The organism is Streptomyces sp. NBC_00620 (assembly GCF_026341825.1).
GTDB lineage: Bacteria > Actinomycetota > Actinomycetes > Streptomycetales > Streptomycetaceae > Streptomyces.
The window spans coordinates 1,698,612-1,713,340 of record NZ_JAPENY010000002.1 but is presented as its reverse complement, the minus strand read 5'-3'; the positions used below and the strand labels follow the sequence as shown (position 1 = coordinate 1,713,340).

General features: G+C 68.3%; 14 protein-coding genes. 7 read left to right on the top strand and 7 right to left on the bottom strand.

The features are described 5' to 3' along the window. Nucleotides 1-37: 37 nt before the first annotated feature. Nucleotides 38-811 (bottom strand): MHYT domain-containing protein, encoded by a 774-nt coding sequence (locus OG246_RS27035; protein WP_266469052.1) that lies wholly within the window; start codon nucleotides 809-811, stop codon nucleotides 38-40. A 152-nt stretch (nucleotides 812-963) separates the two neighbouring features. On the opposite strand from OG246_RS27035, the gene OG246_RS27030 reads away from it, so the two are divergent. Then, nucleotides 964-1,563, top strand: a complete 600-nt coding sequence (locus OG246_RS27030) for a class I SAM-dependent methyltransferase (RefSeq protein WP_266469049.1) — start codon at nucleotides 964-966, stop codon at nucleotides 1,561-1,563. A gap of 4 nt (nucleotides 1,564-1,567) precedes the next feature. Here OG246_RS27030 and OG246_RS27025 read toward each other — a convergent pair whose 3' ends face one another. Next, the gene (locus OG246_RS27025; protein WP_266469043.1) at nucleotides 1,568-2,326 is read right to left on the bottom strand and encodes an alpha/beta fold hydrolase; all 759 of its coding nucleotides are present in this window, start codon (nucleotides 2,324-2,326) and stop codon (nucleotides 1,568-1,570) included. Nucleotides 2,327-2,435: 109 nt separating this feature from the next. On the opposite strand from OG246_RS27025, the gene OG246_RS27020 reads away from it, so the two are divergent. Then, nucleotides 2,436-2,969: a PadR family transcriptional regulator gene (locus OG246_RS27020; RefSeq protein ID WP_266468999.1), complete on the top strand. Its 534-nt coding sequence runs from the start codon at nucleotides 2,436-2,438 to the stop codon at nucleotides 2,967-2,969. Here OG246_RS27020 and OG246_RS27015 read toward each other — a convergent pair. Continuing rightward, entirely contained in the window at nucleotides 2,946-3,845 is a 900-nt protein-coding gene (locus OG246_RS27015) for an oxygenase MpaB family protein (RefSeq protein ID WP_266468995.1), read from the bottom strand. The genes OG246_RS27020 and OG246_RS27015 overlap by 24 nt on opposite strands. Nucleotides 3,846-4,074: 229 nt before the next feature. On the opposite strand from OG246_RS27015, the gene OG246_RS27010 reads away from it, so the two are divergent. Further along, complete coding sequence (locus OG246_RS27010) at nucleotides 4,075-5,928, top strand: pentapeptide repeat-containing protein (RefSeq protein ID WP_266468992.1); 1,854 nt, start codon at nucleotides 4,075-4,077, stop codon at nucleotides 5,926-5,928. Between the two features lie 507 nt (nucleotides 5,929-6,435). Here the strand turns inward: OG246_RS27010 and OG246_RS27005 are convergent. After that, nucleotides 6,436-6,927, bottom strand: a complete 492-nt coding sequence (locus OG246_RS27005) for a hypothetical protein (RefSeq protein ID WP_266468989.1) — start codon at nucleotides 6,925-6,927, stop codon at nucleotides 6,436-6,438. Between the two features lie 535 nt (nucleotides 6,928-7,462). Between OG246_RS27005 and OG246_RS27000 the strand changes: the two genes are divergently transcribed. Genes OG246_RS27000 through OG246_RS26985 form a run of 4 tightly spaced genes read left to right on the top strand, consistent with a single transcriptional unit; the run spans nucleotide 7,463 to nucleotide 11,265 of the window. Then, nucleotides 7,463-8,065, top strand: a complete 603-nt coding sequence (locus OG246_RS27000) for a helix-turn-helix transcriptional regulator (protein WP_266468986.1) — start codon at nucleotides 7,463-7,465, stop codon at nucleotides 8,063-8,065. Beyond that, nucleotides 8,062-8,682, top strand: coding sequence for a toxin (locus OG246_RS26995; protein WP_266468983.1), 621 nt, complete (start codon nucleotides 8,062-8,064; stop codon nucleotides 8,680-8,682). Before OG246_RS27000 ends, OG246_RS26995 begins: the two co-directional genes overlap by 4 nt. Beyond that, nucleotides 8,679-9,875, top strand: a complete 1,197-nt coding sequence (locus OG246_RS26990) for an MAB_1171c family putative transporter (RefSeq protein ID WP_266468980.1) — start codon at nucleotides 8,679-8,681, stop codon at nucleotides 9,873-9,875. The genes OG246_RS26995 and OG246_RS26990 overlap by 4 nt, the downstream gene beginning before the upstream one ends. Next, a complete protein-coding gene (locus OG246_RS26985; protein WP_266468977.1) occupies nucleotides 9,868-11,265 on the top strand; it encodes an NAD(P)/FAD-dependent oxidoreductase in 1,398 nt (465 codons plus the stop codon). The genes OG246_RS26990 and OG246_RS26985 overlap by 8 nt, the downstream gene beginning before the upstream one ends. Nucleotides 11,266-11,371: 106 nt before the next feature. Here OG246_RS26985 and OG246_RS26980 read toward each other — a convergent pair whose 3' ends face one another. The 3 genes from OG246_RS26980 to OG246_RS26970 all read right to left on the bottom strand — a co-directional run bounded on the left by OG246_RS26980 (nucleotide 11,372) and on the right by OG246_RS26970 (nucleotide 14,711). Further along, nucleotides 11,372-12,058, bottom strand: coding sequence for a hypothetical protein (locus tag OG246_RS26980; RefSeq protein ID WP_266468974.1), 687 nt, complete (start codon nucleotides 12,056-12,058; stop codon nucleotides 11,372-11,374). A 301-nt stretch (nucleotides 12,059-12,359) separates the two neighbouring features. Then, nucleotides 12,360-12,836 carry a hypothetical protein gene (locus OG246_RS26975; RefSeq protein WP_266468971.1) on the bottom strand — a complete coding sequence of 159 codons (477 nt, stop codon included), beginning with the start codon at nucleotides 12,834-12,836 and terminating at the stop codon, nucleotides 12,360-12,362. A 312-nt stretch (nucleotides 12,837-13,148) separates the two neighbouring features. Continuing rightward, nucleotides 13,149-14,711 (bottom strand): hypothetical protein, encoded by a 1,563-nt coding sequence (locus OG246_RS26970; RefSeq protein ID WP_266468967.1) that lies wholly within the window; start codon nucleotides 14,709-14,711, stop codon nucleotides 13,149-13,151. Between the last annotated feature and the right edge of the window lie 18 nt (nucleotides 14,712-14,729).

Below are 14,729 nucleotides of genomic sequence, written 5' to 3'. Positions count from 1 at the left end.
ACGTGCCTTCCGGTCCGTCATGGCTCCGGGGCCGCCGTTAACGGGCGACGCTCTCGACCGGCCGCTGGGCCGATGCGGACGCCTCGCGCTCACCGGTCGTCGGCGACAGCGCGACGAACGCCGATGTCAGGAAGAGATAGGACCCGAGGCCGACGGCGAGGGGGAAGATGAACTGCATCGCCGTGGCCCCGGGCAGGACCTCGCCGGAGGGGCTGACGCGCACGCTCACTGCCATCATTCCGGTGTAGTGCATGCTGCTCACCGCCCCTCCCATGACGAGGGAGGCGACAGCGACGGCTACCGGCGACTTGATGTTGAGTGCCGCCCACAGGGCCGCGGTCGCCGCGACCACGGCGATCACGATGGAGAGCCCGACGAGCGCCGGGTCGTAGTGCACGTCGCCGTGCAGCCGCAACGCGACCATGCCCAGGTAGTGCATGCTCGCGACGCCCAGCCCCGTGGTGAGCCCGCCGAGGACAAGGGCTCGGCCCCGATCGCGGCCGTAGCCGACGGCGAACACGCCCGCGCCGACGACGACCATGGCGACGAGCAGGCTGAGGATGGTCAACGGCACGTTGTAGCGCATTTCCGTACCGGTGACGCTGAAGCCCAGCATGGCCACGAAGTGCATCGTCCAGATGCCGGTGCCGATCGCGGAGGCCGCGGTGAGGAGCCAGTTGCGGCGCGACCGGCCGGTGGCGCCGAGTGCGCGGACGGTGCAGCGCAGCCCGAGGGCAGCGCCGATGCAGGCCATCGCGTACGACAGCACGGGGGTCAGCCAGCCGAAGGCTGCGTGGTCCAGGTGTCCCATGGCTCAGGGACGCTAGTCCGGGCAGGGGCGCACAACGGGGGCGCATTTCGAAAGGTGTTGAAATATGACGGAGAGGTGCAACTGAACGATCGCGGCCCGCTCGAACATGTGCGCCGCGTCGTACTTCGTGTCGGTGAGGGATCATGCGGAACATGAGCGACCACCACACACATGTCCAGGAGTTCTTCGGGGCGCGCGCGGCGGACTGGGACACCCGGTTCCCCGACGACGGCCCCGCGTACGCCGCAGCGGTCGCCGAAATCAGGCTGCGCGAGGACGACCGGGTCCTCGACGCGGGCTGCGGCACCGGGCGCGCCCTGCCGCCGCTGCGAGCGGCTGTAGGGCCCTCCGGAGTGGTGCTCGGGGCCGACCTGACCCCGGCCATGCTGGAGGCCGCCGTACGGGCAGGACGGGACCGCGAGGGACAGTTGCTGCTCGCCGACGTCGCCGCGCTGCCGTTGCGCGCCCAGTCACTGGACGCCGTGTTCGGGGCCGGACTCATCGCCCATCTGCCGAACCCCGCCGAAAACCTGCGCGAGTTGGCACGAGTCGTACGGCCCGGCGGGACTCTGGCGCTCTTCCACCCGATCGGCCGGGCGGCGCTCGCGGCCCGCCAGGGTCGGCGGATCACTCCGGAGGACCTGCGCGACGAGGCCAACCTCCGCCCCCTGCTGGCCGGCTCCGGCTGGGACATGACCTCGTACGTCGACGAGGACGCCCGCTTCCTCGCGCTGGCCGTACGCCGCGGCTGACGCCTCAGGCCCTTCCGGCGACCTCCGCCACGAAGGCGTCGGGGTTGTCGAACATGACGTTGTGCCCGGCGCCGGGCACGGTCACCACCCGTACACCGGCCGCCTCCAGACCTTCCTTGCCCGGGAGTTCGCCGCTCAGCTCGCCCTGGAGGTAGACGCGGTCCGCCGTCAGCTCCCGGAGCATGTGGCGCATCGTGGGGTTCGTGCCGCGTATGAGTCCGGTCGCCGTGCGGTGCAGGGCACGGGGGTCGGCGAGGCGCATGGTGGCCGCCCAGGAGGGGCCGACCTTGTCGAGCACGCGCGCGTGGCCGCCGTTTTCGACGTAGTCGTCCTCCTCGTACGAGGCGATGCCGCTGCTGCCGGCCTTGACCGGGGGGTGCGGGTCGAGGTTGGCCTCCGTGAGGACCAGCCGTGAGACGAGGTCGGGTCGCCGGTGGGCGAGCACGATGGCGACGGCGCCGCCCATGCTGTGCGCGACGAGTTCCGCCCCGATGAGGTGGGCGGCGTCCAGAACCGCCGCCAGCGCGTCGGCGTGATCCTCCAGTGTGTAGCCGAAGTCCGCGGGCCTGTCGCTGATGCCGTGGCCTGGCAGGTCGACGAACAGGGTCCGGCGGCCCGCCAGTTCGGGCCGGGCCGCGATGTGCGCGTTGTAGACGGTCGATGCGGCTCCCAGCCCATGGACGTACACGCGTGCCGGTTCGGCGCCCGTCGTCTCCGTCCAACGGATGTGGCTTCCCTTGCCGTCGAACTCGGCCTGCTTCATCGCACTCTCCTCATGTGTCACGTCATCGTTCCTCGCGGCTTCAGGAGAATACATCGGAACCGATGTATAGAAGAAGCGATGTACAGCGAGTGTGCGGCAGAATGTGAGCATGCTCGAGCTGGCCATCCTTGGTTTCCTGTACGACGCCCCGCTGCACGGCTATGAGCTGCGCAAGCGCATCACCGCACTGACAGGCCATGTGAAGCCCGTGGCCGAGAGCACGCTGTATCCCGCGATCAAGCGCCTGGAGAAGGCCGGCCTGCTGGCGCGGGCCACCCAGCCCGGCTCCGTGGCGGCCCCACGTCATGTCCTGACGCTCACGGAGGAGGGCAGAGGCGAGTTGCGTCGCATGCTCGCGGAGCCGGTGCGGCGCGACATCACCGACGAGAACCGCTGGTTCACGGTGCTCGCCTTCCTCAGGCATCTGGAAGACCCGGTGGCGCAGGCCGTCGTGCTGCGGCGCAGGCTCACCTTCCTGGAGGAGCCCGCGAGCTTCTTCTACGACGGTGACAGGCCGCTGCGTGCCGAGGAGTTGGACGACCCCTTCCGGCGTGGCATCCTCACGATCGCGCGGGCCACCAGCCGGGCAGAACTGGCCTGGCTGCGGACCACGATCGACTCACTCGACAGGAGCGGCGGGTGAGGCCGGTGAGGCGGGGCAGCCCCGCACGCCGGGCACCGGACGGGTGCCCAGCTCAGTGACGCGGTAGCCGTCGGGATAGCCCTTGATCTCCCAGTTCTGCCGCGCGAAGTGCGGGGCGCGGCGCGGCGGCATCAGGCGCACCAGGCGCCCGCGCATCCGCACCACGCGGCGGACCAGCGCGCGCGTGGCGGCACCTGGAGGCTTGTACCGGAAGGCTTGCAGCAGCGGCTCGTCGAGCAGGGCGAGCGTCGACACCCGCAACAGCGGCGCGAGTGGGCGCGGGTACCAGGAGGTCATCAGCGACAGGGTCGCGTCGGAGACTCGGCGCGCGCTCTCGTCCCATCCGAAATGGGCCTCTTCGTAGGCGTCGAGACAGGTCTCGAAGTCCTCATAGGTCTCCGGAGTGTCCTTGATGCCCATGTGCCGCCCCAGCGTGCGGTAGTACACGCTGGACGCGACGATCTCGTGCCGCGACATCCTGCGCCACCCGTAGAGGTCGGTCCAGCGTTTGGGCATCACCACGAACGTGCAGAGCACGTACCGCATGTCTTCATTGCTGATGTCGTAGCTGCGGTGCATCTCGTTGATCCGGCGGATCGCGGTTCGGCCCTCGTCCCCGTCGAAGCCGTGCTCGACCACGGTGTCGAGGAGCAGCACGGTGTCGTCGTAGCGCTTCTGTGCGCGGTCGGTGAGCTCCTCCGTCTCGGCGAGCAGCCGGCCGATACTGGGAACGGCGTAGGTGCGGTAGAGAGCCAGTTCCAGAGCTCGGGTGAAGTCCCAGGGGAACTCGTACGTGGCGGTGAGCCGGTAGATCTTCGAAGCGTCCGCCACCGGGTCCATTCGCCGGATCCGTTCGAGTCGCTCGTAGCGCTTCACCGGGCCGACCCCCTTCTGCCGCCGAGGCTCCAACTCTACGTTGAGGAGAATCAATACAACGCTACGACCTGTGCAAACACGCAGGATCGCCCTCTCCATGGCTACTTTGATGGCTACTTACGTGTCGGCCTCATCGAAGATTTCAGTAGCGCATGACTCCTTATTAGGCATCCGTCCGGCTGCGACCAGGTCCTGCAACTACCCGACGGCACCGGTACGTCCTTGAGGCATGACGTCCGCTGCACCCGAACCGCCATCCACCACCCCGCCGTCGTGGCCGCACTGCGGCCGCGACGACACCCCTGCCAATCCGGTCGGCTGCCGTGGCATCCACGTCGGTGGCCACACCGCCTGCCTGGCCCACCTGGAGGAGGATGACCGCGCAGGCTACCTCGCGGCTCTGTCACCCGGCGCCGACATCGACCACAGCGGCACCCCCTTCACCTCTGAACTGTTGAACCAGCTACTCGCCGCTCTACGCGACCCCACCACTGGTAAGCCCCGCACCGGCGATGCCATGTTCGGCGAGGCGTCCTTCTCCGGCCACGCCGAGTTCGGCGGGGCGTCCTTCTCCGGCTACGCCTGGTTCGGCGGGGCGTCCTTCTCCGGCTACGCCGAGTTCGGCGGGGCGTCCTTCTCCGGCCACGCCATGTTCCGCAGGGCGTCCTTCTCCAGCGTCACCGAGTTCAGCGGGGCGTCCTTCTCAAACGTCGCCGAATTCACCGAGGCGTCCTTCTCCAGCAACGCCACGTTCCGCAGGGCGTCCTTCTCCAGCAACGCCACGTTCCGCAGGGCGTCCCTCTCCAACGTCGCCGATTTCAGCGGGGCGTCCTTCTCAAGCGTCGCCGATTTCAGCGGGGCGTCCTTCTCCAATCACGCCCAATTCGCCAGGGTGTCATTCTCTAGCGACGCCCGGTTCGAGGGGGTGACCGTCTCCAACTTCGCCTGGTTCACCGCTGCGCGGTTCGAGATGGCGTTGACCCTTGGGCCGCTCGTGTGCGGTAAGCGGGTGGTGTTGGACGGTGCGCGGTTCCAGCAGCCGGTGACGGTGGAGATCGCCGCCCGTCAGGTGAGCTGCGTGCGCACCATGTGGGCGTCGACCGCCACGCTGCGCCTGCGCTACGCCGAGCTGGACCTGAGGGACGCGGTCTGCGAGCACCCGGTGACGGTTGCCGCCCACCCGAACGTCTTTCTCCGCCATTACGAAGGCCCGCTGCCGGAGATCGAGCTGTCCGGCCAGGAACCGGGCGTACGCCTGACGTCGGTGGCCGGGATGGATGCCGCGCAATTGGCGCTGCAGGATATCAACTTGAGCACCTGCCGGTTCGCTGGCGCCGTCCATCTCGATCAGCTGAAGGTGGACGGCTGGTGCACTTTCGCCACCACCCCCGCCGGCTGGGATCTGCGCTTTCCTTGGCAGTGGAGCCGGCGCAACACGCTGGCTGAGGAGCACCACTGGCGGGTGCGGACCGCCCGCCACGCTCACCTGGCCATGGGCTGGGCCACCGCGCCGCAGGATGCTCCCGAGCTGAAGGCGGCGGCGGTGGCGGCGCTGTACCGGCAGCTGCGCAAGTCACTGGAGGATGGCAAGAACGAGCCGGACGCAGCCGACTTCTACTATGGCGAGTGCGAGATGCGTCGCTATGACGCCACGCGGCCGTGGGGGGAGCGGGCGCTGCTGAGCGCTTACTGGGCCATGTCCGGGTACGGGCTGCGCGCCCTCCGCGCGCTGGCCTGGCTGGGGGTGGCCATGGCCGCCACGATCGCGGCGACGGTGCTGTGGGGCTTGCCTGCCGATGACCCGAAGCCGACCACCACCGGCCGCCAGGTCGCTGTTGGGCAGGAGGCCGTCCTCACGACCGACACTCCCGACCCGGTCAACCCCACCGGCCCACTGCTCGAACGGGTGACGAGTGACCGGAGCGAGAAGGCCCTGCGCGTGGTGACCAATTCGGTGATCTTCCGGTCCTCCGGCCAAGATCTCACCACCATCGGCATCTACACCGAGATGACTTCACGGCTGGCCGAACCCGTTCTCCTCGGCCTCGCAATCCTTGCCGTTCGCAGCCGCGTGAGGCGCTGACCATCACCCACACACGGCAGTCGAGCGGAGGCCGCGGGCACTTGAAGTGATCGGTGCGCTCACCCTGCGCCTCCGGCGCAGGGCCTCCGAGGGGTTGAGTTCGTCAGGCTCGCAGGGAGCTGGGGCGAGTACGCCGTCATTCGGACGTCTCACCCGACTTGAAGGCGTCCAGCATGTGGACGCCATCCGTGACGTGCATCACAAGCCATCTCGTTCGGGTGCTAATGGTGGGCTTTCCCGAGCGAGGCGCTTCCTGAACTCGGAGATCCAAGCTACGCCAGGCCACAATTCGCCTCGAAGGAGCTGCTGCCTGACATCGATTCGCGCTGGCCAAACGCAGACGGATTGATTCCAATCCGATCCCTGATGGACGCCAGCGGTCTTTTCTGGGGGCACGTCCGACGGCGGGCTCCGGCCCCAACCTCGGAGCTTGCGAATGACCTCGGAGACAGGAGGCCCACCCCTTTCAAATCGGCAAGTGGGCAGAAAATACGAGGCTACATAGGGCTAGTGGGCCTTCGACCGAACCGGCACGGACACCCAGGTCACATACCCGCCTTCGTCGCCGCGGTACTGCCCGGTCTCGTCGGTGAGGCGGTGCACGATGTACAAGCCCGGCTCCTCCCCCGAGGAGGGCAACGTTTGATCCATCTCCCCGACGGTGATCAGGACATGATCCCCGTCGTACGAAACCCTGCCACTCAGATCGATGCCGGCCCGGTTCCGGGCGGTGACGTCGACGAGTTCGGTCAGCACAGCGAGCGTCGCTTCCCCGACAACGTTGGCATTGGGTGCGCCAGCCAACAGCGCCGGCAGCACCCTCGCTACGAATCCGCGGGCGCGGCGCATGCTCTGGGCGGGGGTGTGCTCCGGACCAAGACGGAACTCGATCGAGCTCTCAACGTCCGGCAGCGCTTGCGGTGCCGCAGCGCCTTGCCTGGCTGCGGCGGTCCGCAGGCTGGAGGCCCAAAGCGGCCACGTGGCGTCGGAGATCGTCACTAGCTTTCCGTCTCGTTGAATGGCACGAAGTCGAAGTTAGTTCGATAGAGGCGAAAGGGGCGAGCGAGTGTCAGCAAGCCAGGGGCGCCGACGGGTACGCGTAGGCGATTGCCGGATAGGCATGGTGGGCCATGTCGCACCTCTCAGGCCGCCCACACGCGGGCGTGGTTGGGCGCTGCCGTCGTGGAGCCGCGGGGTGTCCAGTTGTCCGAGATCGTCACGGTCTCTTCCGCCTCGTCAGCAATGTCATGTGAATGTCAGTTCGAGTCTCTCGGACTGCGGTCCTGTGTCGCACTTTTGATGAGCATTCAGGCATGGCGTAGCTCTCGATGAGGGTTTGCGTCGCCCTCACGCGATCCGCCGACCATTACGCGGAGTGGCCGGACGTAACGCTTCCGCTGCCCGGATCTTGCTATGCAACATCACGTCATGTCAACGATCGTTTCTCCTCACGTAACGATCGTTGTCCGCTGGGGATCTCCCGCATAGGGTGCACTGGACCCTCCAACGATCACCACCCCCCGGGAGTACATCGGTGAAGCGACCCCTCCCCGAGACCGTTCAGCGCCTACGTGCGCTCATCGCCGAGAAGGACTTGGAACCATCTGAATATCTCGGCCCGAAGGAACTGGCCGACAAGACGGCACTGCCTCTGGCTACGGTCGAAACCCTCCTGAGCGGCGGCACCCCGCCGGCCGACACGGTCAATGACCGCGTGTGCGCCAGAATCAAGACTCTCGCCGACAAACATGCCAGTACCCCCCGCGAGAAGTCGGACCTGGTAGCGGAGATCGCCGCACGCCTCGGGATCTCCCAGGCGTGGGCCCGGAAGGTCGTCGATGGCGAAAAGATGCCCAACGTCGACGCCCTGCACGGCCTTTCCAACTTCTTCGGAGTCGACGGGGAGGAAAGGTTCTTCACGGCCTCAGCCGAGGATGCCCTCAACCGAGTTCTCTCGACGCGACTCGAGGAACTTGAGGACCCGCCGACGGACCACTTCGCCGCGATCATGGAGCACTACGGGGTGAAGTCCACGGACCTGCGGAGTCACGCCTCGCTGACACCGGAGCAATTCAGGATGGTCGTCGACGGGATCATGCGCAATTTCATGCCTCCCAGAGGGGGCGATGAGCGATGACCACCATGGGAGAGATGACAGCCCTGCTCGCCGACCTGAGCGGGGAAGCCGAGAGGCAGATTCAACGTCCAGCCGTACCGCAGGCCGTCATGGAAGCGTACTGCCGCGCTATGACCTCTTCCCGAGGCCGGCCGATCCGGCTGATGATCGAGGAATTCCCGAACGGCGTCCCAATCTCCGGCATGCGCCTGGAACTCAAGGACGACTCAGTCATCATCGCCGTCGAGAAGCGAGCGGTGCCCGAGGCTCAACTCGTGATCTTCGGGCACGAGTTGTGGCATGAATGGGCGGGACACGGGCACTGCGGTCACTCCCTCGGGATGCAGGTGGCTGCCCGCGGCCTCACTGATGACCAGCCGCCGGGCGCGCTGCAGCAGGCAGTGGAACAGATCCTGTCCAGTGCAGCCGTCCGCCGGGAGGCCGTCCGGTCCGTAGCTGCACGACACGACTCCCCCGACGGCCGCGAGGAGGACGCTGAAACGTTCGGCTTACTCTTCGGCCGGGCGGCCCGCACCTTGATGATCGGCCCCTACGCACAGGGCCCGGTCGATGCAGCCACGGCGGAAGCACGCATCAACGCGGCCCTTCTCGGCAACCGGGGCGGTCGCATCCTGTGATCGACATAGCCGACCTGCGCCTGCCCTACGCCGTGCCCACAGTGCTACTGCTGGCTGCACTCGTCTTCAAGTCCCCTGCAGCCATCCGCTCCTGGCGCAACCCTGATTCGCGAGTGACCTGGTTTGTCATGCTCTCGGCATCCGCGGTCTTCGTCAGCGTCGCACCCGCGAGCTTACACAAGATCAACACGGTGACGGGGGTGCCGAACCTGGCGGCGCCCTGGACGTACTCCCTACTCATGTCATTCTGCTGCTCCTGCATGACCATGATCATCACGTGGCGGGAAGCGCCGTCTCCGAAGCGCCGCCGCCGGATCCACTGGGTCTGGGCAGTCCACGCCGCCATCATCGTCACTCTCTGGGGCACGTTCCTGCTGGCTGACCTGCACACCGAGCGGATCTACGACCTCGACACCTATTACGCCAACACCCCGTGGATGCGCGAGCACATCGTGCTGTACCTACTCGCCTACGCGGTCTCGACGCTCGTCTGCGCCGGGCTGATCTGGACGTGGATCTCGGAAGTCCAATCCCGGTGGCTGAAAGCCGGACTCGTCTTCCTGCAGGTCGGCTACGCCTTCGGCATCGTCTTCGCCGTCGCCAAGCTGATCGCGATCAGCGCGCGATGGGCGGGCACGGACTGGGACTTCCTGAGCATCAAGGTCGCTCCCCCGTTCGCACTCCTCGGGGCCAGCCTCGTCGGCGTCGGCTTCCTCCTGCCCGTATGCGGCCCCTTCCTGCAGACATGGCCCCGCGAGCAAGTCACGTACTGGATGCTGCGGCCCCTGGAGCGAAGCATCCGGAAGGCCACACCCTCCCTGACGAAGGCCCGCGTCGGCCGGTGGGCTCCCCTCGACCTGCGGCTCCTGCAGCGCAGGCAGCACATCCTCGACGGACTGCTGCGGATCGCCCCCTACTTCGACCACAGCCTCTATCACCAGGCGTACCAAGCAACATCCGCCCAGCGCCACGAGGCGAAGGCCCGGGGCCTCGCGGGAGCTTTCGCCGTCCGGGATGCGCTCAAGGCCTGCGCAGAAGACACCCCTCGCGCGGCTGAAGATCAGCCCTCCCGTATCGGCGCAGAGGTGACCGACCACATCGTGGCCATCTCATGCAACCTGCGCCACCCCCGCCGCGTCGACAGGATCCGTCAGCGGCTGGCTACCACAGAAAGCGTGACCGCGAATGTCTGACCGCTCCACCACCCGCCCCACCGCGGTCGTCATAGGCTCCAGCGCCGCCGGCCTCTTCGCCGCGGCCGCGCTCACGGAATTCGCCGACGTCACCCTCGTCGAACGGGACACGCTCCCCGAAGGCCCCGAAGCACGCCGCGGGGTCCCCCAGGCCCGCCATGCTCACCTCGTATGGAGCGGCGGCGTAAGCGCCTTCAACGAGCTACTGCCCGGCGTCGTCGAAGACATGGTGGCCAGCGGCGCCCGACTGGCCCACATCATGGGCGACATGGTCTCCCGGGCCCCCAACGAGGTGTGGTTCCGCCGCTTCTCAAGCACCCACCACCGAAACTTGGTGTGCTCCCGGGAGCTGCTCGACAAGGGGCTGAGGGATCGCGTCCTTGCCGACGAGCGCATCACACTCCTTCAGGACACCAATGCTCTGGACCTGGTGGGGGACGCAAACCGCATCACCGGCGTCCGCATCAGCGGCACCGACGGCGAGCAGATCCTCACCGCGGACCTCGTCATCGACGCATCCGGCCGCGGATCCCGCACACCCAAGTGGCTCGAATCCCTCGGCCTGGCGCCCGTCGCTATACGGGAAGTCGACGCTGGATTCGCCTACGCCACCCGCCTCTACCGCGCGCCGGGAACGACAGCACAGTCCAACTTCCCGCTCATCAACGTGCAGGCCAACCCCGCCAAGGCGCCGGGCCAAGGCGGCATCATCCTGCCCATTGAAGGCAACCGCTGGATCGTCACCCTCTCCGGCAGCCGCGGAGGCGAGCCCACCGACCACCCCGACGCCTTCCTCGACTTCGCGCTCGCCCTCGGCGACCCGATAATCGGGGAGCTGCTGAAGGAAGCCCAGCCGATCGGCGACGTCGCCACCTCCCACAGCACCGCCAACCGCCGCCGCTACTACGAAGATGCCGCCCGCTGGCCCGACGGCTTCACCGTGATCGGCGACGCCATCGCCAGCTACAACCCGGTGTATGGGCACGGCCTCACCGTCGCCGCTCAATGCGCGATCGCAGTCCGCGACGTCCTGCGCTCCACCAGCCTCACCGCGCCCGGCACCGCGAGACGCCTCCAGCGCGCCGCCGCTCGCCCCGTCGCTGCCGCCTGGGATCTCGCCGTCGGACAGGACGCGTTCTACCCCGGCGCGACCGGCACCCCGCCCAAGTTGGCCGAGCGGTTCCTCGCTCGTTTCGTAGACCGGGCTGTCGAGACCGGCGCACGTAACCCCCGTGCCCTCGGTGCCCTGTTGGACGTGATGAGCCTCGAAAAGGCGCCCACGCGGCTGTTCTCCCCGGACATGCTCATTCCCATGTTCTTCGGCCCGAGGAAGCCGCACCTGTCGGCCCCGCCCCTCGGAGAAGCGGAGCGGAAAACCGCGACCTCCTAACCAAGATCAATCTTGCCCAATTGGGTAGCCCCGGGCCCCGTACGAGTGACGTGCGGGGCCCCTACCACGTGCGGCTCCGGCGTACCGAAACGGTAGGTAGGTGCGCTCAATTCAGCACCGTGGCGGCGCGCTCCTGCCGAGACTGACCACGCCGCCACTCTCGGCATCCGGTTCCCCTGCAGGCCGGCCGCGGCGACCGCCCGCTGGCATTGCCTTTGTACCCTGAGGCTGTGCCGCATGCCGGATCGTCTTCGCCGACCACGCACAGGGACCATGCCGCCTCGTCCAGAGCCTCGGCGAACCCGGCATCCCAGACGGCGCGCCCGTACACCGCGCCCAGCGACACCCCGACCTCGGCAGCGGCATCGCCCACGGGCATCTGACCGGTGACCAGTCCGACCACACGCGCCCGCTTCTCTGCAGGGAACACCTCCTCGGCCATGGCGCGGCGGCGCTGCTGGCTGTCGGCGTTGTGGGCCTGCGTGCACATCGGGCACCGGCAGCCGACCCGGTACAGGGTCGCCGGCGCGTACCGGTCGTGGTCAAACTGGACCCTGATGCGCCGGCCAGCGATCCGCAGCAACTGCTTGCCGGTCCAGGTATAGACACGCCCCCCGCGCCGGTGGGGTCGCATGCGGCTCCCCGGGAGCCAGCCGTACCCGGCCATCCCCGAAACGCTGGTGGGGGCAAGTTCCAGTAGCTCGGCGAGTTGCCGCACCGTATACACCTTGGCCGGTTCGATCCTGTCGGCGTACTCGGCCAACGGATGCGGCTGCGCAGCGGTGTGAGACACCCTCGGTTCCCTTCCGACTCACCCCCGCAGGTGTGGGGAGGTATGTCCGACGAGCCTCATGAGAGGCGTGGGGTAATCCCCGCGGAGACGGGGAGCGGAAAAGCCACGCCTTTGCCGCTGAGCGGTTGGCGGGATCACCCCCGCGTCGGCGGGGAATAGGGCACTCTCCCAGTCGGGCGAGTTCCACCATAGGGTCACCCCCGCTTACGCGGGGAGCAGTGCGACCACCATACCGAACCCCCCATGCGGGAACGGCTGGTTCGGAGAGGTCTGCCAGGCGGCGCTGACATCGCGCGGCCAATTACGCGACTGCGGCAGCGCGCTCTACAGGTCGCCAGGAGCGTCCGGGTGCTCGGGGCATGGACCGAACTGCCCGCGGTGGAGAGGGTGGACGTGACGCTGCCCGGAGAGGCTGCACGCAGACCAGAGCGGCCATCTGGGACGGCGTCAGGCCCACCGCGGCCAGAGCCCGCACCCACCTCGTGCCGAGCGCCTCCGCTACGCCCGGATACTGCTCCAACAGCGCCGGGACCTGCTCGCCGGACAGCTCATACCCGCGCCGCCACGAATGCGGCGCGTCCCGGCTGGCCGTCGCCGCGACGTCGAACGACGTGAACCGTCGCGCGAACTCCTGGGCTATGGCCACGTGCCCCTCAAGGGCTTTCACCTGCTCCGACACCGTGCCGGCGGGCTCGATGTCCGCTAGCAGCGCGGCCGCATCAGTCCGCAGCCACGGCAGTTCCTCGTCCAGATCCAGCGGCGTCATGCGCTCGGTCATGCTCATCTCTCCATTGCGTGAAAGGGGGTTGGTCAGTCTGCCCGCACCGGACCGGGGTCGGCACGGGGTCGTGCAGATCAGGCAGTGAGGCCGTAGCGCTCGCGCAGCAGGGCCAGGCGGCCCCGGTACAGGGCGGCCGACGACTTGCCGACGTACCCGGCCATCGCGGTACCCGTCGGCGGCCGCGCGGCGGGCCCGTGCTCCTTCTCCAGCTCGGCGGCGCGCCGGGCGTCCTCGATGGCGTGGAGCGGGCGGCGAGGGGCAGCGGGGGCCGGGGCGCAGCGGGTGCCGCGCCCCGGCCTGATAGGGGCATCAGTTCCCGTTGGCCGGGGGCGTGAGGACCAGTCCCACCAGGCGCTCGCGGTCGCCCTGGTAGGCCCGCTCCCGGTACTCCTCGATCGTCCACCCCGCCGCGCGGAACAGCTCCGCGTACCGGGTGACGATCTGCTCGCGACGGACACGCTCGGCCGCGGCGTCGAACATCGTGGTGCGCCCGAAGCCGTCCCATTCCGAACCGCAGTACCGGAGGCAGACCTCACCAGTCTCGCGGCGCGGATCGAGGTACGCGCCGGGGGTCACGCACTTCTCAGTGTCGATGTCGAACGCTGCGAGAGGCTGGCGGCTCAGCATCAGTACGCGGATGGCGCCGTCGACTTGCGGGACGGTCAGGCTGTCCGGGAAGGCCCCGTAGGTGACGTGCGCCGAGGTCGGAGCGGGCCTCTCGGTGGAGGCCAGGCGCATGTAGACGAGTCCGCCCGCGCCGGGAGCTGCGGCGCGCACCTTCGGGTCCTCGTTGGCCACCCGGACGGCCCGGTCGTAGCTGGCCGCCTCAACCTGGGCGATCTCGTCGCCCTGGCGGTCCTTGACGCTCCACCGGTCGACGGGCGCGGCCGGGGCGGTACGGGGCAGACCGCGCAGCTCCCCGACGGGCACGGACAGTTCGGAGGTGCGCAGCCGCCGGACGGCGAACCCCTTGTCCCGGCGCGCCGCCGCGCGGACGCTCTTCTGTCGCATGGCCGCGGTGCGGGCCCCGGGGTCGTCTTCGCCCTGCGCGCGGGCGATCTCGTTGCCCTGAGCGTCCGTGATCGTCCACCAGTCGGTCAGCTCACCTTCGGGGTCCGGAGGGAGCTCGGGGAGCGGCTGGAGCCTGTCCAGGGCAACCCGGATGGTCTCGCCGTTGCGTCGGCTGCTGATGACGTCGACGTTGCCGTTCGCATCGGGCTCGGACTTCACGATGACGACGTCCCGGTACGACTCGCCCTCCTCGGGCACGTAGACGGCCGGAGTGGCAACGGGGTACTGCTCGGCGAGCGTGGCCGTGGCGGCGGTCTTAGACGGCGTGGACTCCGGCTGCTCCGGCGGCAGGATGCGGAAGCTGTGGCCGTCCTCGGCGGTGAGGGTCTTGCCCTCGGTCATGGCCTTGACGCTGGCCTTGGTGGTGTCGTAGTGACCGCCGAGTCCATGACTGCCCAGAATCGACGAGGCGAAGTAGGCGGGGTGGCCGGTGGTGGCGTCCTCGACGGTGGCGCCGTGGCTCACGGTGATCCAGTCGAGGCCCTGGGGCGGTCGGACCTGGGCGCGATAGGAGGTGGTCGGGGCGTCCAAGCCCAGGCGGCTGAGGCGGTTCTCCGGCACGCGGGCCATGAGGCTCGTCTTCTTCACGCGGCGCTGGTACTCCTCGCCGGTCTCGGCGCTCACCTCGTTGATCCGGAGGAACTTCGGGGAGGCGTCCTCGATCTTGGTGATCTGGTAGACGCTGCCGTAGTTGTACATGAGTTGGTCGCCGACGGTCAGTTCCTGCGCTTCGACGGCGGGAACACGCCCAACGTCCTGAAGGTGGATGGTGCCGGTGGCTACGTCAGTGCTCTTGGACATGGCGGAGTTCTCCTCGGT